Consider the following 25,918-nt stretch of genomic DNA (forward strand, 5'->3'; position numbering starts at 1 on the left):
CGCTCGCTGCCTGAAATATGCCAGAAACTTTCCCGTTTTCTTTTGCCGAATTGCCGCTGCGCCCCGCTGAATTTGCCCCCCGACTTGGCTCGACGGTAGTTATTGCCCCTCACCCCGACGATGAATCCTTGGGTTGCGGTGGTTTACTGGCTCTTTTGTGCCAGGCACAAGTGCCGGTTACGGCCATTCTGGTTACGGATGGGACCATGTCGCACCCCAATTCGCAGAAATATCCGCCCGCCGCTCGTCGGCAGTTACGGGAAACAGAGTTTGAGGCAGCATTACTTGCCTTGGGCCTCACAACGGCTCCGCACTACATGGGCTTGCCCGATGGGAATGTACCTGTAGCAGGCGCGGCAGGCTTTGAAGCTGCTGTGGAGCAGCTACGAATGCATATACGTCAACTCTCTCCCACTACCATTCTGGTTCCTTGGCGGCGCGACCCGCATCCCGACCATCGCGCTACCAGTCAGCTCGTGCGGGCGGCGTTAGCTCAACTCCCTGCGCCACCACGCCTCTTAGAATACGTAGTGTGGGCATGGGAACGAGCAGCGCCTCTCGACTTGCCCCAACCTGGCGAGGTGGTAGGCTGGCGTCTGGACATCACGTCAGTTCTGAGCCAGAAACAGCAAGCCATTGCTGCGCACCGCTCCCAGCTTACCAATCTGATTGACGACGACCCTACTGGCTTTCAGCTTTCGCCGGGAATGCTGGCGCACTTTGCCCAGCCATTTGAAGTATACCTCGAATTTAAATCGGAGGGTAACTCTGTATCGTTATGAACCCAAAGCAGCCCAACACTTTGCCCCCAGCCTACTTCGACGATGTATATCGGGCCAACGAAGACCCGTGGGGCTTTGAAACCAGCCCTTACGAGCGGGAGAAATACGCTACAACGCTGGCGGCGCTGCCCCATTCCCAGTACGCGCGGGCTTTCGAAATTGGTTGCTCTTTGGGAGTGCTCACCGAACAATTAGCAACCCGATGTGGGCATTTGTTGGCGGTAGATGTTGCGGAAGCGCCCTTGCTACGTGCCCGCCAGCGGTGCGCGCATTTGCCGCAGGTAGAGTTTCGGCTGTTGCGCGTACCCGAAGAATTTCCGGACTCGGCCGCGTTCAATTTAATTATGGTGTCCGAAGTCGGCTACTACTGGTCGCCCGTTGATTTGACACGCGCCGCCGACCAAATAGTGGCGGGATTAGCGCCTGGGGGGCAATTATTGCTTGTGCACTGGACCCCACCAGTGCATGATTATCCACTTACTGGCGATGAGGTACATGATTTTTTCCTGCAAAAAGCCCTAGCCAATGGCCCCTTGCGCCACTTGCACGGCCAACGCCATGAACAGTATCGGCTGGATTTGCTGGAGAAAATTTAGCCCCCCAGTTGCCCAATCAGCTGGCGAAGCTCAATGCGGGCTTGACTAAGAGGCACCAAAGGCCAGCGGTGGGTCCAGCGCATTGTTTTGTGTTGCTGCGTCTGCACCCATTCCCATAGCTCTCCGAACGTGGAGACCCGATAAAACGCTTTTATCAGCCCAACTACTGGCACGTGCAGCGTGGAAGCCAACTCATTACTAAAGCCGTGGTTGCCAATGGCGGCGGGCATACTGGTGCGGCTAGCCTGCCAATGCACGCGCAATGCTTGTCGGGCCTGCCATAAAGCAAATAAGTAGGAACCGCTTTCTACTAAGGGCTCATGTTGCTCCGCGCTCATTGTGGCCCACACGCGCAGTTGCCAGGAAAGGCCCACGGCCACCCGCCCATCCTGTCGATCAGAGGTAAACACGCGTACCTGCGGACTGTGGCGCACGCTGATATCGTGGCGGCGCAGGGCCCGCACGAGGGCTTCATCTTCCAAAAAACTAACGGCCGGCAGCCCACCTACGCGGCGGTAAGCCCGCGCCGTAAGCGCCAGACTCGCGCCAAAGTGTTGATGGTGATGAGGCCAAGGGTCGACGGCGTCCGGATCAAGCAAATGCTCCAGCTGAGCGCGTAATAGCTGGTACGAAGCATCGCGCAGGTGATAGCGGCGTACGGCGGATTTCAGGCTTGCGGAAGGCGTAGTCAGAATTCGCCCCCCAATTGCCTCGGCGCCGGCAGCGGCTTCGGATATCATAGCCGCAAGCCAAGTCTTACTAACCTGCGTGTCGGCGTCGGTGCTGGCAATCAGGCCCAGTGGTTGCCCCACGGTTTCCAACCGATGGCAGGCCTCGTCCATAAGCAGGCGGCGGGCGCCCCCCACGTGCGCTTGAGCCGGTGGCAGCGTTATGGTAGCAACGTGCAGATTAAGCTGGGGATGGAGACGGGCAAAAGCCCGCGCAACGGCCGCGGTCTGATCGTGGCAGTTGTTGGCCAGCACAATAATTTCATAGCTGCCCGTCGGTAGTGGCCGGTTCTGCAAGTCAGTTTGGGCTGCCAATGCGGCCAAAGCCAAAGGCAGGTTTTCCGCTTCGTCTTTGGCAGGAATAACCACTGAAACGAATAACTCAGCCGCTGGCGGCGTCGCTACTAACCAGACAAGTGGAGGAGCGGCCGTGGCCTCTTGGGCGGCGTGAAATCGGGCTGGTGAACTGTGCTCCATCTGTCGGGCTTACGAACCAGATAAGGCGCGGTTTTTTATGACTTATATTAAAAGCGTGCTCTTGTGCTATATCGCTAACTATCAGTCATATAAATTACATTCATCCACCTCATATTGGTCAACCTGATCAGTGAATTAAAATGCTTTGCATACCCAAAAGTGGAATCAGGCAGAGACTAGTAGTTTCGTACTTCAGTCGAAGCGCACCATGAGGCTGCATCAACTACAGAAAAAGCCCCCAGCCGAATAACAACTGGGGGCTTTTTGGCGGAAATGAATGCCTTAAAACGCTTCGCCTACGGCGAAGTAAATACTAGGTGGCGTATCAGTGCCGCCAGCATAATCGAGGCGAACGTTGAGGCGGTCACGGCGGTTGAAGCGGAAACGTAGACCGGCGCCCCCGGCGAACTTGGTGCCGTCGAAGGTATAATCTGAGAGTTTATACCCTACCTGACCAGCGCCCAAGAAGGCAGCAGCATCGATGCGCCAGAAGAGCTTTTGACGAACTTCTGCCTGAAAGGTCATCATCTGCCGGTCGCGGAAGCGGGTTTCGTACAAGCCCCGCATCAGGCCCGAGTTGTTGTAGATGGCACCACCCAAATTGGCCCCCAAGCCGCCCATTTCCCGGAATGGCACATTGCCGGTATGCAGCTGGGTGAGGTATTGCAAAGCCAGAATCGTGTTGTTAGAGCCAAACAAGGGCTGAAAGTGGCGGGCATCCAACTGATAGCGAGTAAACTTAAAATCGCTGCCCAGCGCACCACCATTCACTAGCACATGAGCGTCCACAAAATTGCCGCTATAGGTAGCCAGTACGTTGTCGCGCCCGTCGTAGAGCAAGGAGGGGCCGATGCCGGAGCTAAGGGTGTTCTCCCGCTCGCGAGGATCAATGCGCGGATCGCGCAGAAAGTAGTTAGCACCACCATCTTCGGCGTTATCAGGAGCCGTAATATCGGTGAGGCTGGTGAGTCGGTAGCGCAGGCCCACGAACAAATTGGGGGCGATGCGCGGCATCACTTTCTCATCAAATACGATGAGCTTGAATTCCAGGTCCGACTCTGCCTCCTCACGGTTATCGTTGCCAACACCATAATAAAACAGCTTCTGATCATATCGGCTCAACTCGCCTGATAAGAATAGCTTTTCGCCGGGCGTGAAAATGGTGTGCGTAAGCTGAATGGTACTTTGCTTTTCCTGACTAAACCAGGCAATCAGGCGGGCATTCGACTTGCGCACCGTGGTATCGGTGCCGAAGCGCCATACAGGCAAAATCGCTGCCCCGGCTGCAAAGCCCGTTTCCTGCTGATAGAACGCTATCGGCACCGGAATAAAGCTGGGCTTGTCGCTGGCTAATTTGCGCGGTTGGCTAAGGCCGGGCGCTGGAGCAGTGGTAGTGGTTGAATCAGTGGCTGGAGTGACTTGCGCGAAAGCGCTAGGGGCTGCCGCCAACACACTCAGCGTCAGCAGCGAATAAATGAAGCGCATAAAATGGCTTGGTAGAAAGGATGGATAAACCGAGCTCCAGCACATACCCACCTAAAAGGTAGTAAATGTCATTCAGTTTTCAACGCTAACGGTTTAGCTAGCCAAACTGTTTTAGCTCCCGCCTGCCAGCCACAGCATAGAAAGCACACCTGCGAGCATAATCCATTTACACCAAGCACTTAACGTAGTAAAATGAAGCCTCCGGTCGGCGCGCAAAAGGCGCCACGCCAGCCCTAGCAAGGGCATTAATACCGTGATGGCTAACCATAAGCCAAGCCCTTGGTCACTCGTCACAAATAACGCCTGACCACTGGCCGTCCCAACCAGCACCAGTAGGTTGAGCAGAAAGAATCCGGCTACCCACTTGGTACGCGCTACTCCCCACACGATGGGCAGTGTCAGGCATTTGTGTGCGGCGTCACCGCGCATATCTTCCACATCCTTAATGACCTCCCGAACTACAGTGAGCAGAAACGCAGCCAATGCGTACACCCACACCGCCGATTGGCCAGTGCGTAATTGCAGTTCGGGGAGCAGCACCAATGCGCCCGTAAGCGTGGCAATGCTCACATTACCTACCAGCGGCAAACGCTTAAACCGCGCTGAATAGCCCCACAGCAGCAGCGCCGACCCCATATGCACCAGCCCCAGCAATGGCGACAACACCCCCGCAACCAATACGCCTATCCCTGTAAGCACCAAGTGCGCCATCATGGCATGACGGCGGTTGATGACGCGCCCGACCACTAGTTGCGCCGGGCGGTTGATGCTATCAATCTTGACGTCGTAGTAATCATTGATGATATAGCCGGCAGCCGCTACACACAAAGATGCCAGAATGAGTAGGCCAAACGAGGCGCTGAGCAGCTGCTGAGGTGCCTGGAGCAGGCATGCCCGCACGAGCAGCAGGCACAGCCCCATGAGCAGCAAGTTGGGCAGGCGTACCAGCCGCATGACCGGGCGCCACCCACGCGGCTCGGTGGCCCCTGGTGCGGATACAAATGTGGCGGACCCAACGGAAGACTGCATAACTAGAAAACCAGAGAGACCCTATAAAAATGCCCCCACGAAGTAAGATGGCAAATATCCTCCCCAAACACGCAAAAAGAAAGCCTCTCCAGATGGGAGAGGCTTTCTGAAAAGTAAAATTCAGGTAGGAAAACCTACACGCGCTTTACGTTTACCGCGTTTACTCCTTTGCGGCCTTCCTGCGTTTCAAACTCTACGCGGTCGTTCTGTTGGATTTGGCCCCCGTTAAGACCGGTAATGTGTACGAAGAAGTCCTCCTTCGTATTGTCATCTGTAATGAAGCCGTAGCCCTTCGACTCATTAAAGAATTTTACGGTTCCTGTTTTCATGAAAAAAATAAAAAAATGGGTTGAATGGATGATGGGGTAAATATAAATGGATTTTAGAAAAACACAACTTGCCCCAATCCATACTCCCTAGTAAAGAACGACCCACTTACTCGGCCGTAACGTCTGCATTACCAGACACTACCAGGTTTGTTGAGCCCGCATTACTGCTTCTATCAACTCTCGAACGGCCCCGTGGCCGCCGGGCAGCTTCGACACGTAATTGCTGATTTCGCGTACATCGGTGGCGGCGTCGGCGGGGCAGGCTGCTACTGCACACCGGCGCATTACTTCCACGTCTGGGCGGTCGTCGCCCATATAGGCAATGTGCGCCGGGTCGAGGCGGTGCAAATTGATGTAGGTGTTAAAGATCTTCATCTTATCATCCACACCTAAATAGATGTCACGAACATCCAACGACTCTAGGCGCTTGCGAACACCTTCTTCCTCCCTACCCGAAATAACCACGATCCGGTAGCTTTTAGTCAGGGCATAGCGAATCGCATACCCATCGCGGATGTGAAAAGCCCGCGCCTGCTCACCCGAATTCAAGGCCAGCATGGTACCATCGGTAAGCACGCCGTCTACGTCAAGGATAAACGCTTGAATAGCAAGCAATTTAGAAGGAGTAATGGTTGGATCCATTGTATAAACAAGAATGGTTGGGTAAGGAAATGGCATTCGTAAAACGACCAGCCATTTCCTTACCCAACCATGTAACTTAGTAGGATGCTTTATTGATTATCACGCCACTCGTACACCCACTTAGCCTGAATCTGCTCCAGGTGACCTTCGTTGGCCTGTTCGCGGGTGCCTTCGAAGTTAGGCAATGTAAGTACCCATTCCAGCAGTTCGGTGAAGCGGATGCGGTAAATTTTTGCCTCCGTAAAGTCATCGCCAAACTTTTCGTAAAGAGCAATGGCGATATCCTCGTGGTCGCTCCACTTAATGGGGGGCTCGAAATGATTCATATCTGGGCGTTGGAAAGTTCAGAAGGTAGATAGGCAAAGGTTGGAGTTGAGAAGAGAGAAAGCCGGCCTAAAGTGCTGTAAGGCAGTTTTTAACTGGCTGTATCTGTCATTCCCTACTTTTAAACGTAGCCTTAATGACCCAGGAAATCCTGAGGCGGAATAAGGATAACCAGATCGTTGCCTTCAGCCTGCACCACGCACTGGCAGGCCAGCCGGGAATTGATGCGCGGGTTCACGGCGCGGTCGATGAAATCCTCTTCTTTATCAGAAATCTCAGGTAATCCATCTTCGCCTTGCAGCACATACACGTGGCAGGTGCTGCAACCACACACACCGCCACAGTTGTGCTGAAGTTGAATATCGTTGTTGAGGGCCACGTCCAGCACCGACTCGCCTTGGGCTGCCACATGGGTCTGCGCGGGCTGGCCATCCTGAAACTGGAAGGTGATGTTAATGGTATTCACAAAATTGGGTTCGTGGGGGGCAATTGCGGGCACGAAGGTACGCACCACCTGTCCCGAATCAAAGCTACAACCCTGCCTCGTTGTTTAGTTCGGCGGGGGGCAATTGCTGTTGAATACTGTCACTCAACGACTTATATAAAGCTAACCAAGCTGGGTGAGCGGTTAGCTCAGCCTGATGACGGGCCAGCGTAGGGGCATCGCGGCGGGCGGCGGGCCCGGTTTGTACGCTGAAAGGCGGGGCAGCTAGTGCTTTTTCCACGGTTTCGCGCAGCAAGGGCGCCAGTAGCTCAAAAGGCAGTTTTGCCTCTGTTAGCAAGGCATGGCTGATGCCTAATAGGTGATTGGTAAAGTTGCTGGCAAATACGGCCGCCACGTGGAGGCGCTGGCGCTGAAGTGTAGCCACCGGCTGCACCATTTTGCTCAGGCTATGCCCCAGCGCCAGCAGCAAAGCTTGCCCGGCCTCATCGGCAGCTTCAATGCAAAGTGGCACGGCATGCCAATCTATTATGCGGCCGGGGCTAAACGTTTGCAGGGGGTAAAAGACGCCCCCCCGCACCTTAGGATACGCTTCAAAGAGAGCCAATGGTAAAGCGCCCGCCGTGTGCGCTACCAAGGCACCAGCTGGAAACGTAGCGGTGGCCAACACCTCCGGCACGGCCGCATCGGGTACCGAAAGCAGATATAAATCGGCGGGCGGCTGGGCGGCAAAATCGAGGTGGAGGCTGACAGCCGCTCCGGGCAACTGGTTAGCCAGGCTTTGGGCGCTAGCTGTCGTTCGGCTCCAAACAGAGACTACCCGGTGGCCAGCTTGTAGCAACGCAGGGCCTAGCTGGCTGGCCACCCGCCCCGCGCCTAGCAAGGCAATACGCTGGGGGGCAAATGTGGGCTGAAGTGTACTCATCGGCCGCAAGAAAGTGCTTAATCCCCTGATTCTATTGTGCTGGCAGGAAAAGGCTCGCGCTGCAGGGTAATCAGACTTGATATAAGGCAAAATAGCATTCATCAGTTTGGGCACCTGGAAATAGCACTGCTTATCCATAAAAAAAGCCCCCCAGATATTTACTGGGGGCTTTTTTGTGGATAAGCTTAATTAAGCCACCGATTCTGCCCGGCGCGGCGCGGGTGTTTTTATGATGGTGCTCGTATCTGCGGGAGCAGGTTGAACGGCATTTTCGCGCAGCTCGCGGCGGCGCTTTGCGAAGGCCATTCCAAAACCAACCGTCATGAGCAGCGTGCCGCTCCAGAGCAGGTTGATAAAAGGCTTCTCTACCGCTTTGAGGATAATATAATCCTTAGCTGTGGTGCTGACGCCGAAGGTGAATTTGCCCTTTTCAGGATCTACGTTGATAAAAGACAGACGCAGGCCCAGATCTTCTACCTCATCGGGTACGCGGCCAATAAGCCGGTCACGCACAACAAACATGGGGTGAACGTGGTACTTTTTCTTCTCCCCATGCACGATAAAGTCGCCCTGAATAGCTAAGTCGCCGGGCTTCAGACCCAGACCAGCAGTTTGATGAGCTGGTTCAATGGCGCGAAGCACCGCAAAGTAATCGTTGAGGAAAATCGTGTCGCCCACGGTAATCTCGTGCTCTTTTACCTCCGTCCAGTCTTTCTCCTTACTTGGGTCGGGCACGGTGCTAATGTGAGAGTAAATATCGTGGTCAACGAACTGCTTGAGCGCCGGTGAGGCCAGCAAACCCATCTCTTCGTTTACCTGCGCCCGCGGGAAAAGCGTGAAAGCTTCCTGCGTCTCGCGGTTTTTATACTCAACTCGGTAATAGGTGTTTTCTGGCAGAATTTCGAGCGTATCGCCAACCTTATAATAGGTCTTGTCCTTAAGCTTTATATCGCCGCGGGCAATAACCTTGTACTCATCATCGGTGCGATAGATAAGCTCTTTGTTGACATACTCGGGCATACCGGGCACCTCGAAGTACTGACCGGTATAGGTTACATCATACTTACCCATCGGCGCAACATCATTACGCCAAAGCAGTACGTTGTCGCGGTTTATCTCCTCCGGAAATTCGCGCGAATACACCAGGCCCGATACGTTTGCGGAGATAATATTGGAATAGCCAGCCGATGCCAAAATACCCAATAGCATCAGTGCTACACCAATGTGGGCTACACCCCCACCCGATATGCTCACGCGCCTCATCATCAGGCTAAGCACCATTCCTAGGTTGGCCAACACTCCAAACAGCGCCGCCGTGAGGAGCAGAATGTAGGTGGGCTCCATTTGCAGCTTGTTGTAGCGCACCAGCAGAATTACCAGCGCTGCTCCCAGCAAGGTCAGAATACCGGGCACGGCCAGCGAGTTCATCAGGCTTTGCTTGTCGTTCTTCTGCCACCACATCACCTGCGCTAAACCCGAAAGCAAGGCTACTCCTACGCCGATATACAGTTGTATTTTGGTGTAATGAGCAATCTGGTCGGCGGGTAGAGCGAGGTTGGACTTGATGCCTAGGAAGCCCAGGAAAGAGTTGTAAACGGGAATGCTCGTCGTTACCAACACCTGGAAGGCACCAAGACACAACACCGTGGCCCCTACGAACACCCATAATTCGGCATTATACGTAGTCAGCTCTTTCTCGGAAATCGGGATACTCTTCCAGCGCCATACCAGCATGCTGATGGCCACCACAAAGAAGAAGCCCATATAAATCAGCAACTGACCCGACAAGCCCAAGTCGGTGAAGGAGTGCACTGAAGCATTACCCAGCACACCACTACGGGTCAGGAAGGTGGCGTACAGAATGAGCAAGAAGGTTGCAATAACCAGCACGAAAGAGGTGCGCAAGCCTAGGCGGCTGCGCTTCCATAGGATCATGCCATGGATGGAAGCCACAAGTACCAGCCAAGGAATGTACACCGCATTTTCCACCGGGTCCCAGTTCCAGTAGCCGCCGAAGTTCAGGGTTTCGTAGGCCCAGTAAGCACCCATCATCACACCCACGCCCAAGACCAAAGCGCCAAGCAACGTCCAGGGCAGAGCGGGCTTTACCCACTTGCTCAACTCCCCTTTCCACAGGCCAGCAATGGCAAATGCAAACGGCACGAGGGTAAGCGCAAAGCCCAAGAAGAGCGTTGGGGGGTGAATCACCATCCAGTAGTTCTGGAGCAAGGGATTCAGACCGGTACCGTCTTTGGGAATGAAGTTGGGGTCGGTTTTCCAGACGGGCAAGTCGGTGAGGAAGTCGCGCAACAGAATAAACGGCGATGAGCCAATTTTCAGCTCCCCGATTACCACGCCCAGAATCATGGAAGTCAGGAAAAGCTGCACGCCGGCAAACACCGTCATCACGGGCGCTTCCCACTTCTTATTAAAGCGAATGATAGCTAAGCCCAGCACTACGTGCCAGAATATCCAGAGCAGGAAGCTACCCTCCTGCCCTTCCCAGAAACAGGAAATCATGTAGTGCACCGGCAAATGGTTGCTGGAGTGGCTCCACACGTAATAATACTCGTAGCGGTGGCCATAAATCAGGCTGAACAAGCAGCCGATAATGGACAGCACCGCCACGCCGTGCACCAAAAAAGCCCCCGACCCAAGCGCCGCCAGGCAACATCGTCATCGCCTAAGGGGCGGCGACTGGTTGCCATATAATAAGCATACGCCGCTACGATGGCGGCCACAAACGCTATAATGACACTTATGTGTCCGAGGTCGCCGATGAAGGTATTAATCATGTTTATCGGGTAAAGTGGAGGGGCGGCTGACACGAATTACCCAGTCAGTACCCGTTTTTTAATGTGCTTTGCGGCGTGAGTGGATGAGTTTTTATTCTCTTCCAGAAGCCTCACCGCTCATAAACCAGAGCCGAGCTAAAAGGATAAAAATGAGCGGCAGCTACATATCCTTCAGAGTAATTCTCGGCGACATGCTGCATGCTGAAATGGACAGCCACTCTCCATTTCAACTCGCTGAAGAAGTACTTAATTAACTGAGGCCGTTGCGCCTTTCACTTCTGTCTCCACGTATTTGGAGGGGCACTTCAGCAAAATCTTGTCGGCCACGAAGATGTCGTTGCGCATAGCACCGGTAATTACCACCTGCTCCGACTTGTCAAAATCCTGAGGCTTGGGATTGAAGTAAATAACCCGCTGCGCTATCCGGTTAGTGTCTACCAGCGTGAAAGCGAAGTAGTTAGGGTCGAGAGTGGGATTATATTCCAGGCCCGTAATATTTTTCTGATTGTCGCGGGGCAGGCGACCTACCACGTGTACTTTCGTCAGGTTACCCTCGGCGGCTCGCTCACGGGCTTCCTTGAAGGATACATACACGCTGGCATCGCCGGCTGCGCTCATAATGATACCAATAGCAATGGCAATTACAGCGATGGCGAGGATGTGGGTTTTTTTCATGTTGCGAAGAGTGCGGGTCGGTTAATCTGAACAACTAAAGCCGGGTGAAAAATCCTTGGGGGGCAATTTTAGATGGTAACTCGTTTAGCGAATCTCTTTTTCCAACCGGCTCACTTTGCGGTCGAGAGAAATCAGGTAGCCAATTAGCCCGATGACTACAATCAAAATCACGGCTACGACCACGTAGATTTTGCCGCTTTGGCGCAGAGCATCTGCCATTTCAGGGGTGTTGGCAGTTTGCGCTACTGCTTGCCCAACGGTGGCAAGCAGCGTCAGCAGGAGCAAAAAGGCGTTACGCCAGCTGTTTTTCATAGATCTTCTGTTTGAGAAATTCGAGGCGGCTGCTCACTTGCGTAATCCAGAAGCCAATGAGCGTCCAGCCGATGACGGCGGGATAGAATACCATGCGCATGTTGCTATCCAAGTCGTAGTTGCTAAAACCGGGGTTGCCGCCCGCGCCAGGATGCAGCGAATCGGTGAGGCGCGGCAACACAAAAAGCAGCGGAATGGCCGCCGCAAACGCAAAGATATTGTACACGGCGCTGATGCGCGCCCGCTGCTGCTCATCGGTGAAAGATGAGCGTAGTACAATATAAGCCCCGTAAATAAGCATCGCAATGGCGGCTCCATTGAGGCGTGGGTCGGAGGTCCACCAGGCGCCCCAAGTGTAGCGCGCCCATATACTGCCCGTTGCCAGCCCTAGCATTCCCATCACAATGCCGGTCTTGGCTGACTCGTGCGCCAGGGTGTCGAGGCGAGCCGTTGGCGTGCGCAGGTACCGAATAGAGTAAATGACCGAAGTAGTCAGAATAATGGTCATGCCGAACCACATGGGCACGTGGAAGTAGAGGTTGCGAATGCTTTCATTCACAATATCTAGCCGCGGCACCGGTACCAACAACCCTGCTACTACCGTGTACAATACCAACACGATAGCGAGCACTTTCCACCAGTTTCTTTTTATAGACATGAGAAGCAAAACGGTGAATGGAAAAACAAGCCCAACGACTTATCAACAAATCCTTCTGCAAAACAACAAGTTGACACGGTGATTTGTGACGACTTGCGGGGGCTTTTTCTTGATTCTTATCACTCATTTCCAGCGGTTTTACAATCAGCCGCGCCACAAAAAAGGAAACAGCAGGTACGACACGGCCGTCACAATCAGGTTCAGAGCCAACAGCGTCAATAGAGAACCGCTGCTCGCCTCAAACTCCAGCCCATCGAGGGCATTTTTGGAAACCTTGATGAGCAGTAGCAGCATCGGAATCATGATGGGAAAGCCGAGCACGGCCATGAGCGTGCTGCTGTTGGTGGCTTTGGAGGCAATACCCGACACCAGCGTGAGCGTGGTAGCAAAGCCCACGGCGCCCAGCCCAACGTTGCCAACAAAGAGAGGCACATCCTGCACCGGATTGCCCAGCACCACGGCGTACAGGGCAAAGCCAACCAGCGCCAAGCCCAGCAGCAACACCGCGTTGTAGGCAATTTTGGCCAGAATCACGGCTTGCGGCCGCACCAGCGTGTAGTAGTAGAGCAGACGGCCCCGGCTTTCCTGCAAAAAGCCTTTGGCGGCCGCATTTACAGCCGTAAAAAGCAGGATGATCCAAAACAGGGCATTCCAGGCCGGAGCGGGTAATTGCCCCCCACGTAGCGCAAAGCTGAGGTAACAGACAAATACGGTGCTGCCTACGTACAGCAGCATCCCGTTCAGCGCCGCCCGCTGCCGCCATTCCAGACGAAAATCCTTCTGCATTAAATACCAAATCTCACGAAGGAGTAGCACGGCCACGGGACTAGTGAATGGGACCACAAAGATAGTCGCTGGCCGCTGGTTTTTACTGCTTCGAGCCTGATGTTTAAGGTGTAGGCTACAGAATCAGCTAACCTATACCAACCACAAAAAAGCCCCCCAGATTATTTCCGGGGGCTTTTTCGAATGTATTCTGGCTTGAAAAGAGAATTGAAAGCTTCCTCTTTAGAAGTCGTAGCCGAGCGTAAAGTAGAGTTTGGGACCCAGTTGATTATAGTCTTCCTGCCCCCAGGCGATATCTCCTTTTCCGTAGAAACCCAGCAAAGTGGTCCGAATACCGAAGCCGTAGCCGACGAGCAAAGGGTTGCGGAAATTGACTACGGTAGCCGTGAAGGCATTCCCATTGCCACCTACTATCTGGGTGTTGAAGGAGTTATTTTCGTTGAATGGGTTCGGGCCAGAATAAGCCGAGCCAGCATCAGCAAAAGCAGTCAGCTGCAGGTTGCGGAAGAATCCTGATTCTACGGGTTTGCGCGTGATATACTGGATAATAGGCACCCGCAGCTCGGAATTGAACAACACATATTTCGGACCGATGCGCTTGCTATAGTCAAACCCGCGCAGGTTGGTCACAAACTGCTGGTAGAACATCTGCGTGGGGTCGTAGGTGGAAGGCAAGATGCGCTGGTCGTCTTGATAGTCATTGTTCAACCAGTTGTCCATGCCGCCAAGGCGGAATTGCTGCCGTGTATCGCCAAAGAACTGGCCGTAGCTGGCACGGTTGGCCCAAATAATCTGACGGTGAATTTTCTGATAGTGACGCAGATCCACGTAGATCTTGCCGAAGTTCTGCGACTTGTTGTCGAGGCTATTCAGCTTCATGACGCCCACTTTCATGCGCGTGCCCTGCAGCATGTTCACGCCGGTAGCAATGGCGTTATCATACACCAGTTCACCAGTCAGGCCCAGATAATTGCGGTTTATATCCAGCGAGTCGTCGAACACGTTAATCAGCGTGCGGTTCACGTTCACAAAGCGCGGCCCGCCGCGCAAGCTCAGGTTGTGCGTGAGTGGGTACGCAATGGTAGGTGCCACCTCGTGGCGACCGTAGCGGGTGCGGCCCAGCCCCGTAAGGTCGAAGAAATAGGCCTGTTTCTGGTAGCGTATGCTCCAGTCGTAGCGGCGGCGCAGGTCGGTGTATTCCGCGTATATATTACTGGTTTTCAAATCAGTGAGGCCAAAAATACCGGCCTGAATACGCTGGTTTTCAAACAAGTCCGTCATGTTGGCCTGCCCAATCAAACCAAAGCCCAGCAACGGATCAACGTACAGCGACGACACCACATTATCGATGCTGAACTGCGGACGATAGCGATAGGGGCCCGTCAGCGCGAAGGCATCGGCGGGGGAGCGGTGGGTAGGTTAGCGGCCGTTGCCGAGCGCCGACGGGCATTGGTCCGCGTGGGCGCATCCTCATCAAACTCGTAGTTGCTGGTGTTGATGGGCTCCTCTGCCTTCTGCTGAGCAACCTGCGGCTGCGGCGTGGCCGTCGAATCAGTAGCAATTTGCCCCCCAGGCTCGCTTGCAAGAGTAGAAGTTGAGTCTGGTGCCGGCGCTGGCGTGGGCTCTTGAACCGGAGCAGGTGCGGGCGCTGGCGGCGGTGGCGCCGACCGCTCTTCCAGAATTTCCTGGCGCGCTGTTTTGGCCAACGTCATATTCTCCGGCAAGGCGTAGGTGGGGTACACATACACCATGTCGCGGGCCCGGTCGGAGGCAATGAAGCCCAACGTGCCGGTAGCGGCATTGAAGTCGAAGTCTTTGAGGTTGGTGGAAAAGTTACTGGCGGCCGTCCGCTGACGCGTAGTGAGTGAGTAGCGGTACAGGCTGCGAATGCCGCTTTCTTCGCCCAAGTACAGAATCTCGGTATCAGATAAGGCCCGGGGGCGGCCTTCGTTGGAAATAGTGCTCACCAGCGACTCCACCGGCTGCTCTCGCCCATCGAGGTGATACAAGAACAAATCATAGTTGTTGACCACGCTGGCAAAGTTACCTTCCGCCGTGCCATCCGACCACCGGTTAGAGCTAAACACAATGCCCGCGCCGTTGGGCAGGAAGACGGGCTGCACATCGTCGAACAGATCGTTGGTGATGCGCTCGGGCGTCCGGCTGCCAGCCCGCAACAGATACAGGTCATTTTGCCCCCCACGCGTACCACTGAAGACCAACGACTTCCCGTCGGGTGAGTACGCCAAGTCAAGCACTTGGGAGAACGGTTTGAAAATAGACGAGCCGCCTTTGCTGAAAGGCAAAGCTTCACGCAAATTGGAAAGCACGCTATTTACTACACCAGCGTCGGCAGGGCGCAGGCGCAGCGTCATGTAGCCTTTATCCATCTCCGCTACGGCCACCTGACCGTTGCCGCGCCAAGCCAGCACTGGCAGGCGGTTTTCTACCAGCTGATCAGGTGTTTTGTAGCCGCTGCGGTGAATAGTGTTTCGTCCAGAGCCGTTGCGGTTGACGGTCATCACGCGGTAGCGGCCACGGTCGTTGACCACATACGCCAGCCGCTGACCGTTGGGACTCAGCACTGGCTGCGAATACAATACCGCTTTGCGGTTGTTGCTTACAATCTGATTTTTCTCATCTGGCAACACCAGGGGCACTACTGGCTGAGCATTTAGTTGGCGGTAGTAAGCCAGCCAATCGCGCAGGAATACCTTATATGGTACATTCAGCGAACTGCTGATACCCACTTCCACATCGCGGGTTATGCGCGTGAGGTTCAGAATATTCTGGATGGTGGTGTAACCGTAGCGCTCCGCAATGTAATTCCAGACGCTCTGGCCCGCTAGTTGCGGATTGCGCAGAAAGAACGGGGCGGTTTTGGTGCCCTCGTACTGCTGGGTCATATCACGCATGTAGTCATCCATCTCCACGCTCCAGCCCTCGGCGGCGTAAGATGATGCGCCGGCGATAAACCACTCGGGCAACTGTAATAAGTAGGTGCTCTGAATAACTTCCTTCAGCGAGCCGCCATACATCATATCATTCAGTAGCACCCGCGTAATCTGGGAGCTTACATCGCGCTTGAACAACGTTTGCTGGCCCTGAAAGGCGATTTGCACCTTATTCATGCGTAGCAGCGAGGTTTCGCCACCGGTTTGATACTTGTCGCTGTCCAAGCCAATGTTGCTCTGCCGCTGGTCGCCCACGGAGTTATAGAGCATGAGCGTGGTCTTGGAGTAGGGATAGTAGCCGATGAGGGAAGACACGCGTTGCAGTTCTTTTTCGGCGTACTCGGCGGCTCTGCGAGCGGTGGTTTCGCCGCCAGCATAGTAATAGATATTGAAGTTCTGGGTGCTGAACAGTTGCCAGTCAAAATCTTTGTACTGGATGCGCACGCGTCCAAACTGTTCTTGGGCCGTTTGGGCTTGGGCCTCACCAGCCCCCAGCAGTACGCCCAGTAGTGCCCCAGTCACCCAAAGCCGACGCGTTATAGAAAAGGATAGGTGCTCCATATGGATAGCAAAAGGGCAGAAAATCAGGAAGAAACGCCGACCTCACTAGGTACGGAAATATACAACGAATGATACCGCGAAATATTGACCTCGGGCCACAGCGCTTCGGTGCCTTCCAGCACGTTGGCAAAATGGGTTGCCAGCCGCGGAGCCAGCATTACGCCCTTAGAGCCGAAGCCATTAAATATACTCAAAACCGGCCAAGCTGGATGTGTGCCCAGCACAGGTTTTCGGTCGCGCACGGCGGGCCGAAAACCTGCCCGCTGATCGACTACCGTAAATGGCTGATCGGACATTTCACTAAAGCGCTGACCAAGTTCCGTAAGCGCCTCCGGGGTAGTGCCCAAGGGCAGCGGCGGCCAGCGATACGTAGCCCCTACGCGAAACTGCCCGGCGCCGAGCGGCACCACGTAGCCGCCTTTGTTCAGCACCTGCTCCGTTGATAAACCATCGCACTGCACGTCCAGTACCTCGCCTTGGTTCGCCGTAATCGGCAACCAATTGAAGTACGGGTTTCGCATGGCAGCGGCACCTTCACAACAAACAAACTGGCGCGCCTGTATCGCGCCTTTATAAGTCACTCCAGTTTGGTCGATAACAAGGTCATTCCAGGCAAAAGTTTCGTGCCGCAACCAGCCGTTATGGAGTCCGTCAGCGGCTAGCGCGGCCAACATTTCGCGCACGGCTACATAGCCGCAACGGCGAATAAAAATGCCCCCCAGGCCCGTTTTTACGCCCGTAATAGGTGGCAAGGCTGAGCTTATTTCCTCCACAAAAGCCCCCCAAGGCTCATCAGCACTACGGGATACTATATCATTCTGCTCCTTCACGGAGGAGAACAGCTTGAGGATTGGCGTTTCGAAGAAAAACTGCTGCCCATATTCTGCTTCCAGCTTCCGATAAAATACGGCTGCTGCGGACAGTAGCTCATCGGCTAGCCAGGTCAGAACGAAGCGCTGGCCGGTTACGGGATTCATCAGGCCAGCGGCGACGTTAGAAGCCGAATCGGGGCGCGTTTCATCGAGCACCAAAACAGTGCGGCCGCGCTGTCGCAGTTCATAGGCCAGGGTAGCACCGGCCAAGCCGTGACCAAGAATAAGGTAGTCGTAAGAGGTCATGGGGGCAAGGTAAGGCGAAAATGGCCGCGGCATAAAGGAAGCACCTGGCGCCGGGCTCACGCAACTTCACGCTACTCATCGTAACTTACCCTCCCAATTACATTTGGCGCGCGCCGGTTCCCTATAAGTAGCTCTATGACCGTATCTGGTTTTACTTTCAACGCTTTTTCCGAAAACACTTATCTGCTGCATGATGCCACCAAGCAATGCGTCGTCATTGACCCTGGCTGCTACGAGAAAGCGGAGCAACAAGCTCTGAAAGCCTTTATTGAAGCCGAAGGCCTGCAGGTCGTGTTGCTACTGAATACCCATTGCCACATCGACCATGTCTTTGGCAATCAGTTTATACTCGACACTTACCAGGTTCCTTTCCTGATTCATGAAGCCGACCTGAGCGTATTGCGGGCCGTTCCTACTTATGCGCCCAGCTACGGCTTCCCCCTCTATAACCCCGCCGAGCCCACTGGGTTTTTGACACCCGGCGAGCCCGTTACTTTTGGCGACACCATCTTGGAAGTACGCTTTGCCCCTGGCCACGCGCCCGGCCACGTTGTATTCTACCACGCGCCTACCGAAACTGTTATTGGCGGTGACGTACTGTTTCAGGGCAGCATTGGCCGCACCGATTTGCCGGGGGCAATTATGATACACTCATTGAAAGCATTCGCACCCAACTCCTTACCCTCCCCGATTCGGTAACCGTGTATCCTGGGCACGGCCCAGCTACTACTATTGGGGCCGAACGGCGTTCCAATCCGTTTCTGCGCTAACGTCGTTTTTTAGTCTTCATGAAGAATCATTTGCCCAACGCCATTACCTGCCTCAATTTATTTGCGGGCTGTCTGGCGCTTTGCAGCGTTTTTGCTGGTCGATTGGAGCTGGCCGCTTATCTGGTGGGCTTGGCCGCCTTGTTTGATTTTGCTGATGGCCTCGTGGCCCGCGCCCTGCACGCCAGCTCGCCTATTGGCAAAGACCTCGACTCCTTAGCCGATATGGTTTCGTTCGGCGTGGTGCCGGGCGCGATGCTGTACCATTTGCTGGGCCAGGGGGCAAATTCACTGCCCGACTGGCTGCCTTACGCTGGCTTTATCCTGACCGTATTCTCGGCCCTGCGCTTAGCGAAGTTCAACAACGATACCCGCCAGACTACCTCTTTCATTGGCTTGCCAACACCTGCCTGCACGTTGGTTGTGGCTTCTTTACCCCTCATTCTGACCTATGATACCTACCATCTCTCGTCGATTATTCTGAACCCGTGGGTACTGCTCGGTCTAACGCTACTACTGTCAGGCTTGCTGGTTGCGGAGTTGCCGTTGTTTGCTTTAAAATTCAAGAATCTGAGTTGGCAGGACAATTCGCTACGTTTTCTGTTTCTGATACTAGCGCTGATTCTGCTGTTGGTTTTGCAAGCTGCCGCCATTCCGCTTATCATTTTGCTGTACGTGCTGCTTTCCTTGTTTCGCCCGTCTTTTGGGTGATTTTCCGGCGTTCAACTTCATTTTACAATATTTGTAACAACTGATAGTTATGTAGTTGGCCGCCGCACCTACGCTTATTATTTCCCGCTTATCTGCTCTCTATCGCTTAACACGTTTATGCGCTTTTTTCGGCTTCTGCTGCTCATTTGGGGGTTGGCGGGCTTTGCGAACACTGCGCGGGCCCAAGCTACCGAGCAAACAGTGCAAGCCACTGTGGAGTGGCAAGGCTACGAAACCGTGTACACGCGGGCCGGGCAAGCTAGCCGCACCCCTTCGTTTCGGGGTGCCACCTACATGCCCACCGACCGCGTTGGCACCTACACATTGCGCCTCAATGGTCGGGTGGTTAGCGGCCAGCTTCGCAATGCCATATATGAGCCGTTTTCTGCCGCAGATGCTACACTTCTTGCAGCAGCAAATTTGCCCCCCGAGCCCACTTTAAGCCTGCGCATTGCTACGGAGCTGCGTGCACCCGTAAGTTTTCTTACGTTCCAGCCCGTACGACGCAATGCGCAGAGCGGACAGGCAGAACGCTTGGTTTCCTTCGAGTACACCTACGTAGTTGCACCGCTGGCGGCGGCCCGCGGCGGACGTCCGCATCCAAGCGCATCGGTGCTTCAGCAGGGCGACTGGTTTAAGATTGGAGTTCCTACTAGCGGCATCTATAAGCTGGATAAGGCCGCTTTATCGGCTATGGGTCTCAATCCGCAAACGCTTGATCCGCGCCGCCTTCAGCTTTACGGCAACGCTACGGGCATGCTACCGCAGCCCAACAGTACCTACCGGCCCGATGACCTGATTGAAAATGCCGTTTTCGTGGCCAACGATAACAACGACGCCACCTTCAACGACAACGAATACGTGCTGTTCTACGCGCGTGGCCCGCATACGTGGGAGCGAGAAGCGCCAACTGTTAATCGTTTTCGGCACTCCTACCATCTGTATACGGATACCGCCTACTACTTTTTAACGGTTGGCACGGCAGCGGGCAAACGAGTAGCCACGGCTCCGGCCATCACGGCCTCTCCCACCGCCACCATCACAACCTTTGCAGAGCGGAAATTTCATGAGATTGATCTGATCAATTTGCTCAAATCGGGCCGGCAATGGCTGGGCGAAAAGTTTGAGTCAGGTGGGCGTCAGGAAATTTCGTTTACCATTCCCGACCTCGTTCCCGGCTCCCCAGTGCAGCTTACGTCATCGGTAGCAGCGGCGTCGAATAGTGCTTCCAGTTTTCAAATCAGCGTTGGGGGGCAAAATGTGGCTTCTCAATCGGTAGCTGGCTACAGCTCCAACTTCTTCCCCGAGATAGCCAATATCAGCCTGATTACAGCGTCTCTGCCCGCGCCGGCCACTACTGATTTGCGTGTCTCGCTGACGTATAATGCCACCAATCCTTCTGCTGCCGGCTACCTTGATTACTTGGAGCTGAATGCCCAGCGGCAGTTACGCTTTGTAGCACCTCAGCTTGAATTCCGCTCGTTCGAAAATATCGCTCGGGGTGCCGTCAGCCGATTTACCGTAGCGAATGCCGCTGGCGTTACAATATGGGATGTTACCAATCCGCGCCGGCCGGTAGCTCGCCTGCTCGATGCCAGCGGCGCTTTTGTGGCTCCTACCGATTCTCTACGCGAATTCATTGCCTTTTCGGGTTCCAGCTTTGAAGCACCGCGCAGTTTTGGTCGAGTAGCACCTCAAAATCTGCACGCACTGAACCTTGATGGGCGGCTGGACTTCGTGATCGTGACGCACCCGCTGTTTCGGGCCGAGGCTGAGCGCTTAGCTGAATATCGGCGTAACCCCGCCCGCCCCGCTGATAAGCTCAACGTAGTGGTGGTCACGACGGAGCAGATATATAATGAGTTCAGTTCGGGCGGTCAGGACGTAACGGCTATCCGCGACTTCATGAAAATGATTTATGACCGGACGCCGGCTGGCAAGCGCACGATGCTTTTGCTCTTCGGCGATGCTTCATACGACTATAAATCAGACCCCACAAATGATCTGACGAAAGTGCCAGCGTGGTGGAAGCAGCGGCGGCTATCCGAAAGTGGCGCAACAGACATCGATAGAATCAATCAGAACTTCGTGCCGGTGTATGAGTCGCGCGAGTCCTTCAATCGCGTTTTTCCTCGACCCGGCGCTCCCGCCCTCTCCTATTCCTCCGACGATTATTTTGGTCTTTTAGATGACGACGAAGGCCGCTGGGATGAGGGTGGCCGCCCGACTAGTGAAGGCCTCGATATTGGCATCGGTCGTTTGCCCGTGCGCACCCCCGCTGATCAGCCCCGCTCAACCGCTCAGGCTAAGTTGGTGGTGGATAAGCTTATTACCTACGACTCGCCGGCGGCGTATGGCAAATGGCGCAACCGCGTCACTTTCGTCGCCGACGATGGCGACGCCAATGAGCATGTGTTGTCATCTACCGAGCCGTTGGCCAACGACCTAGTGACACGCCGCCCAGCCTACAACGTGCACAAAGTTTACCTCGATATGTACCCACAGGTGGCGGGTGCTGGGGGGCAAAATTCACCCAGTGCCACCCGGGCCATTGATGAAGCGATTGAGCAAGGGTCGCTTATCGTCAATTATGCGGGCCATGGTGGAGTGCGTGGCTGGACCGATGAGCAGATTTTCACAAAATCTGACGTTCTGAATTTAGAAAATATAACACGGCCCACATTTATGCTCACGGCTACCTGCGATTTCAGTACCTACGATGACCCAGAATTTGATTCGGCGGGCGAAGTTGCCCTTACGAACGTGACAGGGGGGCTATCGGCTTGCTGACGACCACCCGTGTGGTTATATCTACGTTTAACCGTTTTCTGAATGAGCGCTTCTTTGCCGTGGTTTTTGCGCCAGTCAATGGTCGTATGCCTCGCTTAGGCGACGTCATGGCGCTTACCAAAAACGGCAGTCAAGCCGGCGATAATAACCGCAACTTCTCCCTTCTCGGTGATCCTTCTGCGCGCTTAGCTTATCCTGAGCAGTCAGCCGCTATTCGGCAGTTGAATGGCCAACCAATTGAATCCGCTACTGACACACTCCGGGCACTTTCCCGCGTAGACTTAGCCGGTACTGTAACAACAGCCGCAGGTACCATCGACGCTGGTTTTAGTGGCAAAGTACAGGTGACTGTATTCGAGAAGCCCGCTACCGTTACGCTGCTAGGCAATGAAATAAATGATGGCCGCCCCACGATAGCAGTGCAGCGCGATATTATTTATGATGGTCAAGCCAGCGTGCGCAATGGTGAATTTAAGCTCACTTTTGTCGTGCCCAAAGATATTAATTACAGCTTCGGCCAAGGGAAGATAAGCCTCTATGCCGCCGATACCATTCGGCGAACCGATGCCAGCGGTGCTACAAACGTAGTGGTGGGGGGCGTTTTAGACAATGCTGCCACCGATACAATTCCCCCAGATATCCGGCTATTCATGGATACGGAATCGTTTGTATTCGGCGGCCTCACCGGCACTTCTACCACGCTCATCAGTCGTTTGCGTGATGATAATGGCATTAATACGGCAGGTTCAGGTATTGGCCACGAAATAACAGCCACCCTGGATAACGATGTAAGCCAACTCGTCGTTCTAAACGATTACTATACAGCCGAGGTTGATAGTTTTCAGGTCGGGCGGGTGCGATATGTATTTGAAGACTTAGCTCCTGGTCCTCATTTGCTTCGAGTAAAAGCCTGGGATACGTTTAATAACTCCGCTGAAAAAGAAATTGAATTTATTGCGGCCCGCACCGAGAAGTTGGCGCTCGATCATGTATTGAACTATCCCAATCCGTTTTCCCGTGCTACTACGTTTCACTTTGACCACAATCGCACCGGCGACGATTTGGATATTCAGGTACAGATCTTTACGGTGTCGGGCAAATTGGTTCGCACTTTGCGCACTACCGCTATTAGCAGCAGTTCACACCTCAGTGACATCACCTGGGACGGACGGGACGAGTTTAATGACCAATTAGCCCGCGGTGTGTACGTTTATCGAGTCAGCGTGCGTTCTCCGCGTGATGGCTCTACGGCTTCTAAATACGAAAAACTAGTTCTTCTGAATTAACTTACTGGCCTCACCTTTATCTTTCAGCTCATCTTTTCCCGATTATATGCTCTTGTCGAAGCTGCCACTGCGCTATGCGCTTCTCCCCGGTTTGTTGGGTTTGTCGATTGCGGCTACGGCCCAGATTACCAACTCGAAAGTCATTACCACCGCAGTTCCAGTTCTCACCCTCAGCCCTGATTCTCGGGGTGCTGCTCTTGGCGAAGCCGGCGTGGCCACTTCACCCGATGCCAACTCTGCCTACTACAACGCGGGCAAGCTAGGCTTTGTACCGAATCAGTATAGCGTATCGCCTTCCTACACGCCGTGGCTGCGTTCCATCACCGACGATATGGGTTTGGCTTACCTATCGGGCTACGCCAAACTTAACCAGCGTGGTGCCATCTCAGCTTCACTTCTTTATTTCGACTTAGGAAGCATTGCGCTGCGCTCGGCCGCCAATCAGCCAGAAGGAGAGTTTAACCCGAAGGAGTACGCTTTTGCTTTATCCTACGGGCAGAAGCTCAGCGAGTACCTAGGCGTGGGCGTTACGGCGCGTTACATTCGCTCCAACCTTGTCGGTCCTACCAGCGGTGGTGACTCCAAACCGGGCAACGCTCTAGCCGTTGACTTAGGCACCTATTATACCCGCGACTTGAGCATCGGTGGTGGTGCCTATAATTTGGCTTTAGGGGCTGCTATTGCCAACATTGGTAATAAAATGACTTACACTGATGCCAATCAGGCCGACTTCCTGCCGATGAACATCAGATTAGGCACAGCCATCACCCGCGAGCTTGATCCGTATAATAAGCTCACTCTAACCCTCGATGGCACCAAGCTATTAGTGCCTAGCCCTTATTACGAAGACAACGTAGCTACGGACAATGCCAGTCAGCAAGCTTACCTTCTGCGCCGTGATGCTGAGAATGAAAAGAGGAGACAACTAGGTGTAGTTAGTGCCATTACAACTTCCTTTAGTGACGCGCCGGGGGGCTTTTCTGAAGAGCTACAAGAAATTAACCTTTCCGCTGGTCTGGAGTACACGTACAAGGATTTGCTGATGGCTCGCGTAGGATACTTCTACGAAAACCCGGACAAAGGCGACCGTCGCTACCTCAGCTTAGGTTTGGGAGGGCGCTTTCAAGTATTCGGAATTGATGGCGCTTATTTGGTTCCTAACTCCCGAGCGAATCCTTTAGCACAAACCATTCGGGTATCGTTACACTTCAACTTCAATAAGTTGGAGGAGGCTTTCGGCAACGACACCTCCCCTACCAACTAACTCGCTCTATGCTCGACCGTAAAGTCGCTCCTCCCGTTCAGCCGCTGGCCAGTGTGACACTGCCCGCGGCTGACGTGTTTTCACTCCCTAATGGCGCTCGTTTGCACGTATTGCGCAACGATGCCCAACCCGTCATTCGGCTACAGATAGTGTTTCCGGCCGGGAAATGGTACGAGCCACTACCTGGTATATCGCTTCTTGCCGCTCGCATGCTTCTAGAAGGAACCAAAAGCCGCACAGCTCGTCAAATTGCCGACACTATAGCTTTCTATGGTGCTTCGCTTGAGTGTGAGCAAGGCTTTGATCGAGCTACGCTAACTCTATATTGCCTCACTCGCCATCTTGAAGCGCTCCTACCACTCGTATTGGATGTTGCTACAGAAGCAACTTTTCCAACTGCAGAATTTGACTTACTGAAGTCACGCACCATTCAAAATGTAAGAATAGAGCGGCAAAAGACTGGCTATTTAGCTGCTGAGCGTTTCTCCCACAATTTGTTTGGCAATAATTATCCTTACGGGGTAACCTTCGATGAGAACTCATTTGAGAGGCTTACTCCTGAGCTAGTCAAAGCATTTTATCATACTGCTTACCAAGTTAGCTCCGCAGAAATATTTCTCTGTGGCGACATTTCTGATCAGCATGAGCAACTTGTTACCCAAACTTTTGGCCAAGGTTCTGCTAATCATCAAGCATCAACAATACAAGCTGAACCTGAGATCTTAACAGTTGCTCAACATGATTATGTCACCGTTGCGCAAAGTCTACAAGCATCACTACGGATTGGACGCCTATGGCCAAGTCCTATCCACCCAGATGCACATCGCTTGCAAGTATTAGTTAAAGTGTTGGGGGGCTATTTTGGGTCTCGACTAATGAAGAACATTAGGGAGGATAAAGGATTCACGTATGGTATCTATTCTAGTATAGCTCCCCGCGAACATGCGAGCATGTTTGTAATCGGCACAGACGTGAATGCAGCCAGTGCTGATGCAGCAATCAGAGAGGTCCATATCGAATTACGCCGACTGCAAGAAGAACTTATTCCAATCGAGGAATTACAAACCGTGAAAACGTATATGGCTGGTAAGTTCGCTAATGAACTTAGTACCGTTTTCGAGCAATGTGATAAGTATAAAACAGTTGTTCTGTTAGGTCTTCCAAGTAATCATTATTCGGAGTTCTTAACACAAGTTAATTCTGTTAGCGCAGATGATTTACAGCAGTTGGCCCAGGAATATCTAACGCCCGAGCATATGATAGAAGTTGTGGCTGGACCTATTAGATAATTTTATATTTCAATTCATATATCTGCACAACCACGGTTTACCGCGCATATTAATAAACAATAAAAGCCCCCTGAAGCTATTCTTTAGGGGGCTTTTATTATCTGACACTTATTCGGTATAAAGTAATAGGTCTTGAGGATGAGAACACATCTAAAATGGTTTGTGAGAAGCATTAAACAGCACCCCATCCCAT

Annotated in this window: 23 protein-coding genes and 1 pseudogene; 7 read left to right on the forward strand and 17 right to left on the reverse strand. The window is 53.6% G+C overall.

Features of this window, described 5'->3' with window-relative positions:
* The first annotated feature begins 17 nt into the window (after window positions 1-17).
* A complete protein-coding gene (locus EPD59_RS18625) occupies window positions 18-782 on the forward strand; it encodes a PIG-L deacetylase family protein (RefSeq protein WP_133274101.1) in 765 nt (254 codons plus the stop codon).
* On the forward strand, window positions 779-1,378 hold the full coding sequence (locus EPD59_RS18630; protein ID WP_133274102.1) for an SAM-dependent methyltransferase: 600 nt from the start codon (window positions 779-781) through the stop codon (window positions 1,376-1,378). The genes EPD59_RS18625 and EPD59_RS18630 overlap by 4 nt, the downstream gene beginning before the upstream one ends.
* Here EPD59_RS18630 and EPD59_RS18635 read toward each other — a convergent pair.
* The 17 genes from EPD59_RS18635 to EPD59_RS18710 form a co-directional block, all read right to left on the reverse strand.
* A complete protein-coding gene (locus EPD59_RS18635) occupies window positions 1,375-2,583 on the reverse strand; it encodes a glycosyltransferase (RefSeq protein WP_133274103.1) in 1,209 nt (402 codons plus the stop codon). The two genes, EPD59_RS18630 and EPD59_RS18635, sit on opposite strands and share 4 nt — an antisense overlap.
* Window positions 2,584-2,865: 282 nt before the next feature.
* Window positions 2,866-4,068: a BamA/TamA family outer membrane protein gene (locus EPD59_RS18640; RefSeq protein WP_165963657.1), complete on the reverse strand. Its 1,203-nt coding sequence runs from the start codon at window positions 4,066-4,068 to the stop codon at window positions 2,866-2,868.
* A gap of 111 nt (window positions 4,069-4,179) precedes the next feature.
* Entirely contained in the window at window positions 4,180-5,097 is a 918-nt protein-coding gene (locus EPD59_RS18645; RefSeq protein ID WP_133274105.1) for a geranylgeranylglycerol-phosphate geranylgeranyltransferase, read from the reverse strand.
* Between the two features lie 134 nt (window positions 5,098-5,231).
* Window positions 5,232-5,426: a cold-shock protein gene (locus EPD59_RS18650; protein ID WP_133274106.1), complete on the reverse strand. Its 195-nt coding sequence runs from the start codon at window positions 5,424-5,426 to the stop codon at window positions 5,232-5,234.
* A gap of 138 nt (window positions 5,427-5,564) precedes the next feature.
* On the reverse strand, window positions 5,565-6,068 hold the full coding sequence (locus EPD59_RS18655; protein WP_133274107.1) for a KdsC family phosphatase: 504 nt from the start codon (window positions 6,066-6,068) through the stop codon (window positions 5,565-5,567).
* Between the two features lie 89 nt (window positions 6,069-6,157).
* Entirely contained in the window at window positions 6,158-6,394 is a 237-nt protein-coding gene (gene iscX, locus EPD59_RS18660; RefSeq protein ID WP_133274108.1) for a Fe-S cluster assembly protein IscX, read from the reverse strand.
* Window positions 6,395-6,525: 131 nt separating this feature from the next.
* Window positions 6,526-6,906 carry a 2Fe-2S iron-sulfur cluster-binding protein gene (locus EPD59_RS18665; RefSeq protein WP_240731495.1) on the reverse strand — a complete coding sequence of 127 codons (381 nt, stop codon included), beginning with the start codon at window positions 6,904-6,906 and terminating at the stop codon, window positions 6,526-6,528.
* Between the two features lie 16 nt (window positions 6,907-6,922).
* Window positions 6,923-7,759, reverse strand: coding sequence for a Rossmann-like and DUF2520 domain-containing protein (locus EPD59_RS18670; RefSeq protein WP_165963658.1), 837 nt, complete (start codon window positions 7,757-7,759; stop codon window positions 6,923-6,925).
* Window positions 7,760-7,948: 189 nt separating this feature from the next.
* Window positions 7,949-10,387, reverse strand: coding sequence for a cytochrome c biogenesis protein CcsA (ccsA, locus tag EPD59_RS18675; protein ID WP_317128398.1), 2,439 nt, complete (start codon window positions 10,385-10,387; stop codon window positions 7,949-7,951).
* A complete protein-coding gene (locus EPD59_RS23870; protein WP_317128399.1) occupies window positions 10,348-10,554 on the reverse strand; it encodes a hypothetical protein in 207 nt (68 codons plus the stop codon). Before EPD59_RS23870 ends, ccsA begins: the two co-directional genes overlap by 40 nt.
* 246 nt (window positions 10,555-10,800) lie before the next feature.
* Window positions 10,801-11,229 (reverse strand): cytochrome c maturation protein CcmE domain-containing protein, encoded by a 429-nt coding sequence (locus EPD59_RS18680; RefSeq protein WP_133274110.1) that lies wholly within the window; start codon window positions 11,227-11,229, stop codon window positions 10,801-10,803.
* Window positions 11,230-11,313: 84 nt separating this feature from the next.
* Entirely contained in the window at window positions 11,314-11,541 is a 228-nt protein-coding gene (locus EPD59_RS18685; protein WP_205703444.1) for a CcmD family protein, read from the reverse strand.
* The gene (locus EPD59_RS18690; protein ID WP_133274756.1) at window positions 11,522-12,193 is read right to left on the reverse strand and encodes a cytochrome c biogenesis protein; all 672 of its coding nucleotides are present in this window, start codon (window positions 12,191-12,193) and stop codon (window positions 11,522-11,524) included. Before EPD59_RS18690 ends, EPD59_RS18685 begins: the two co-directional genes overlap by 20 nt.
* Before the next feature lie 150 nt (window positions 12,194-12,343).
* On the reverse strand, window positions 12,344-12,985 hold the full coding sequence (locus EPD59_RS18695; RefSeq protein WP_133274757.1) for a heme exporter protein CcmB: 642 nt from the start codon (window positions 12,983-12,985) through the stop codon (window positions 12,344-12,346).
* 222 nt (window positions 12,986-13,207) lie between these two features.
* The gene (locus tag EPD59_RS18700) at window positions 13,208-14,326 is read right to left on the reverse strand and encodes a BamA/TamA family outer membrane protein (RefSeq protein ID WP_133274111.1); all 1,119 of its coding nucleotides are present in this window, start codon (window positions 14,324-14,326) and stop codon (window positions 13,208-13,210) included.
* Window positions 14,327-14,367: 41 nt separating this feature from the next.
* Entirely contained in the window at window positions 14,368-16,500 is a 2,133-nt protein-coding gene (locus tag EPD59_RS18705; RefSeq protein WP_133274112.1) for a TolB family protein, read from the reverse strand.
* A gap of 23 nt (window positions 16,501-16,523) precedes the next feature.
* Window positions 16,524-17,618 carry an NAD(P)/FAD-dependent oxidoreductase gene (locus EPD59_RS18710; RefSeq protein ID WP_165963659.1) on the reverse strand — a complete coding sequence of 365 codons (1,095 nt, stop codon included), beginning with the start codon at window positions 17,616-17,618 and terminating at the stop codon, window positions 16,524-16,526.
* A 135-nt stretch (window positions 17,619-17,753) separates the two neighbouring features.
* Here EPD59_RS18710 and EPD59_RS18715 point away from each other — a divergent pair, with 135 nt between their 5' ends.
* The 5 genes and pseudogenes from EPD59_RS18715 to EPD59_RS18740 all read left to right on the forward strand — a co-directional run bounded on the left by EPD59_RS18715 (window position 17,754) and on the right by EPD59_RS18740 (window position 25,725).
* Window positions 17,754-18,317 carry an MBL fold metallo-hydrolase gene (locus EPD59_RS18715; RefSeq protein ID WP_317128400.1) on the forward strand — a complete coding sequence of 188 codons (564 nt, stop codon included), beginning with the start codon at window positions 17,754-17,756 and terminating at the stop codon, window positions 18,315-18,317.
* Window positions 18,318-18,406: 89 nt separating this feature from the next.
* Window positions 18,407-19,096: a CDP-alcohol phosphatidyltransferase family protein gene (locus EPD59_RS18720; protein ID WP_133274114.1), complete on the forward strand. Its 690-nt coding sequence runs from the start codon at window positions 18,407-18,409 to the stop codon at window positions 19,094-19,096.
* A 117-nt stretch (window positions 19,097-19,213) separates the two neighbouring features.
* Window positions 19,214-23,172 (forward strand): annotated as a pseudogene (porU, locus tag EPD59_RS22880) (type IX secretion system sortase PorU).
* A gap of 46 nt (window positions 23,173-23,218) precedes the next feature.
* Window positions 23,219-24,436, forward strand: coding sequence for a type IX secretion system outer membrane channel protein PorV (gene porV / locus EPD59_RS18735; RefSeq protein ID WP_133274117.1), 1,218 nt, complete (start codon window positions 23,219-23,221; stop codon window positions 24,434-24,436).
* Between the two features lie 8 nt (window positions 24,437-24,444).
* Window positions 24,445-25,725 (forward strand): M16 family metallopeptidase, encoded by a 1,281-nt coding sequence (locus EPD59_RS18740; protein ID WP_133274118.1) that lies wholly within the window; start codon window positions 24,445-24,447, stop codon window positions 25,723-25,725.
* Window positions 25,726-25,918 lie beyond the last annotated feature (193 nt).

This window comes from Hymenobacter radiodurans, assembly GCF_004355185.1.
In the GTDB taxonomy this organism is placed as follows: Bacteria; Bacteroidota; Bacteroidia; order Cytophagales; family Hymenobacteraceae; genus Hymenobacter; species Hymenobacter radiodurans.

What these genes read in the sequence shown, in the direction of transcription:
- EPD59_RS18630 (WP_133274102.1), top strand. Translation starts at nt 779, where the DNA reads ATGAACCCAAAGCAGCCCAACACTTTGCCCCCAGCCTACTTCGACGAT.
- EPD59_RS18670 (WP_165963658.1), bottom strand. Translation starts at nt 7,759, where the DNA reads ATGAGTACACTTCAGCCCACATTTGCCCCCCAGCGTATTGCCTTGCTA.
- porV (WP_133274117.1), top strand. Translation starts at nt 23,219, where the DNA reads ATGCTCTTGTCGAAGCTGCCACTGCGCTATGCGCTTCTCCCCGGTTTG.
- EPD59_RS18650 (WP_133274106.1), bottom strand. Translation starts at nt 5,426, where the DNA reads ATGAAAACAGGAACCGTAAAATTCTTTAATGAGTCGAAGGGCTACGGC.
- EPD59_RS18705 (WP_133274112.1), bottom strand. Translation starts at nt 16,500, where the DNA reads ATGGAGCACCTATCCTTTTCTATAACGCGTCGGCTTTGGGTGACTGGG.
- EPD59_RS18695 (WP_133274757.1), bottom strand. Translation starts at nt 12,985, where the DNA reads ATGCAGAAGGATTTTCGTCTGGAATGGCGGCAGCGGGCGGCGCTGAAC.
- EPD59_RS18680 (WP_133274110.1), bottom strand. Translation starts at nt 11,229, where the DNA reads ATGAAAAAAACCCACATCCTCGCCATCGCTGTAATTGCCATTGCTATT.
- EPD59_RS18720 (WP_133274114.1), top strand. Translation starts at nt 18,407, where the DNA reads ATGAAGAATCATTTGCCCAACGCCATTACCTGCCTCAATTTATTTGCG.
- EPD59_RS18715 (WP_317128400.1), top strand. Translation starts at nt 17,754, where the DNA reads ATGACCGTATCTGGTTTTACTTTCAACGCTTTTTCCGAAAACACTTAT.
- EPD59_RS18645 (WP_133274105.1), bottom strand. Translation starts at nt 5,097, where the DNA reads ATGCAGTCTTCCGTTGGGTCCGCCACATTTGTATCCGCACCAGGGGCC.
- EPD59_RS18640 (WP_165963657.1), bottom strand. Translation starts at nt 4,068, where the DNA reads ATGCGCTTCATTTATTCGCTGCTGACGCTGAGTGTGTTGGCGGCAGCC.
- iscX (WP_133274108.1), bottom strand. Translation starts at nt 6,394, where the DNA reads ATGAATCATTTCGAGCCCCCCATTAAGTGGAGCGACCACGAGGATATC.
- EPD59_RS18625 (WP_133274101.1), top strand. Translation starts at nt 18, where the DNA reads ATGCCAGAAACTTTCCCGTTTTCTTTTGCCGAATTGCCGCTGCGCCCC.
- EPD59_RS18685 (WP_205703444.1), bottom strand. Translation starts at nt 11,541, where the DNA reads ATGAAAAACAGCTGGCGTAACGCCTTTTTGCTCCTGCTGACGCTGCTT.
- EPD59_RS18740 (WP_133274118.1), top strand. Translation starts at nt 24,445, where the DNA reads ATGCTCGACCGTAAAGTCGCTCCTCCCGTTCAGCCGCTGGCCAGTGTG.
- EPD59_RS18655 (WP_133274107.1), bottom strand. Translation starts at nt 6,068, where the DNA reads ATGGATCCAACCATTACTCCTTCTAAATTGCTTGCTATTCAAGCGTTT.
- EPD59_RS18710 (WP_165963659.1), bottom strand. Translation starts at nt 17,618, where the DNA reads ATGACCTCTTACGACTACCTTATTCTTGGTCACGGCTTGGCCGGTGCT.
- EPD59_RS23870 (WP_317128399.1), bottom strand. Translation starts at nt 10,554, where the DNA reads ATGATTAATACCTTCATCGGCGACCTCGGACACATAAGTGTCATTATA.
- EPD59_RS18635 (WP_133274103.1), bottom strand. Translation starts at nt 2,583, where the DNA reads ATGGAGCACAGTTCACCAGCCCGATTTCACGCCGCCCAAGAGGCCACG.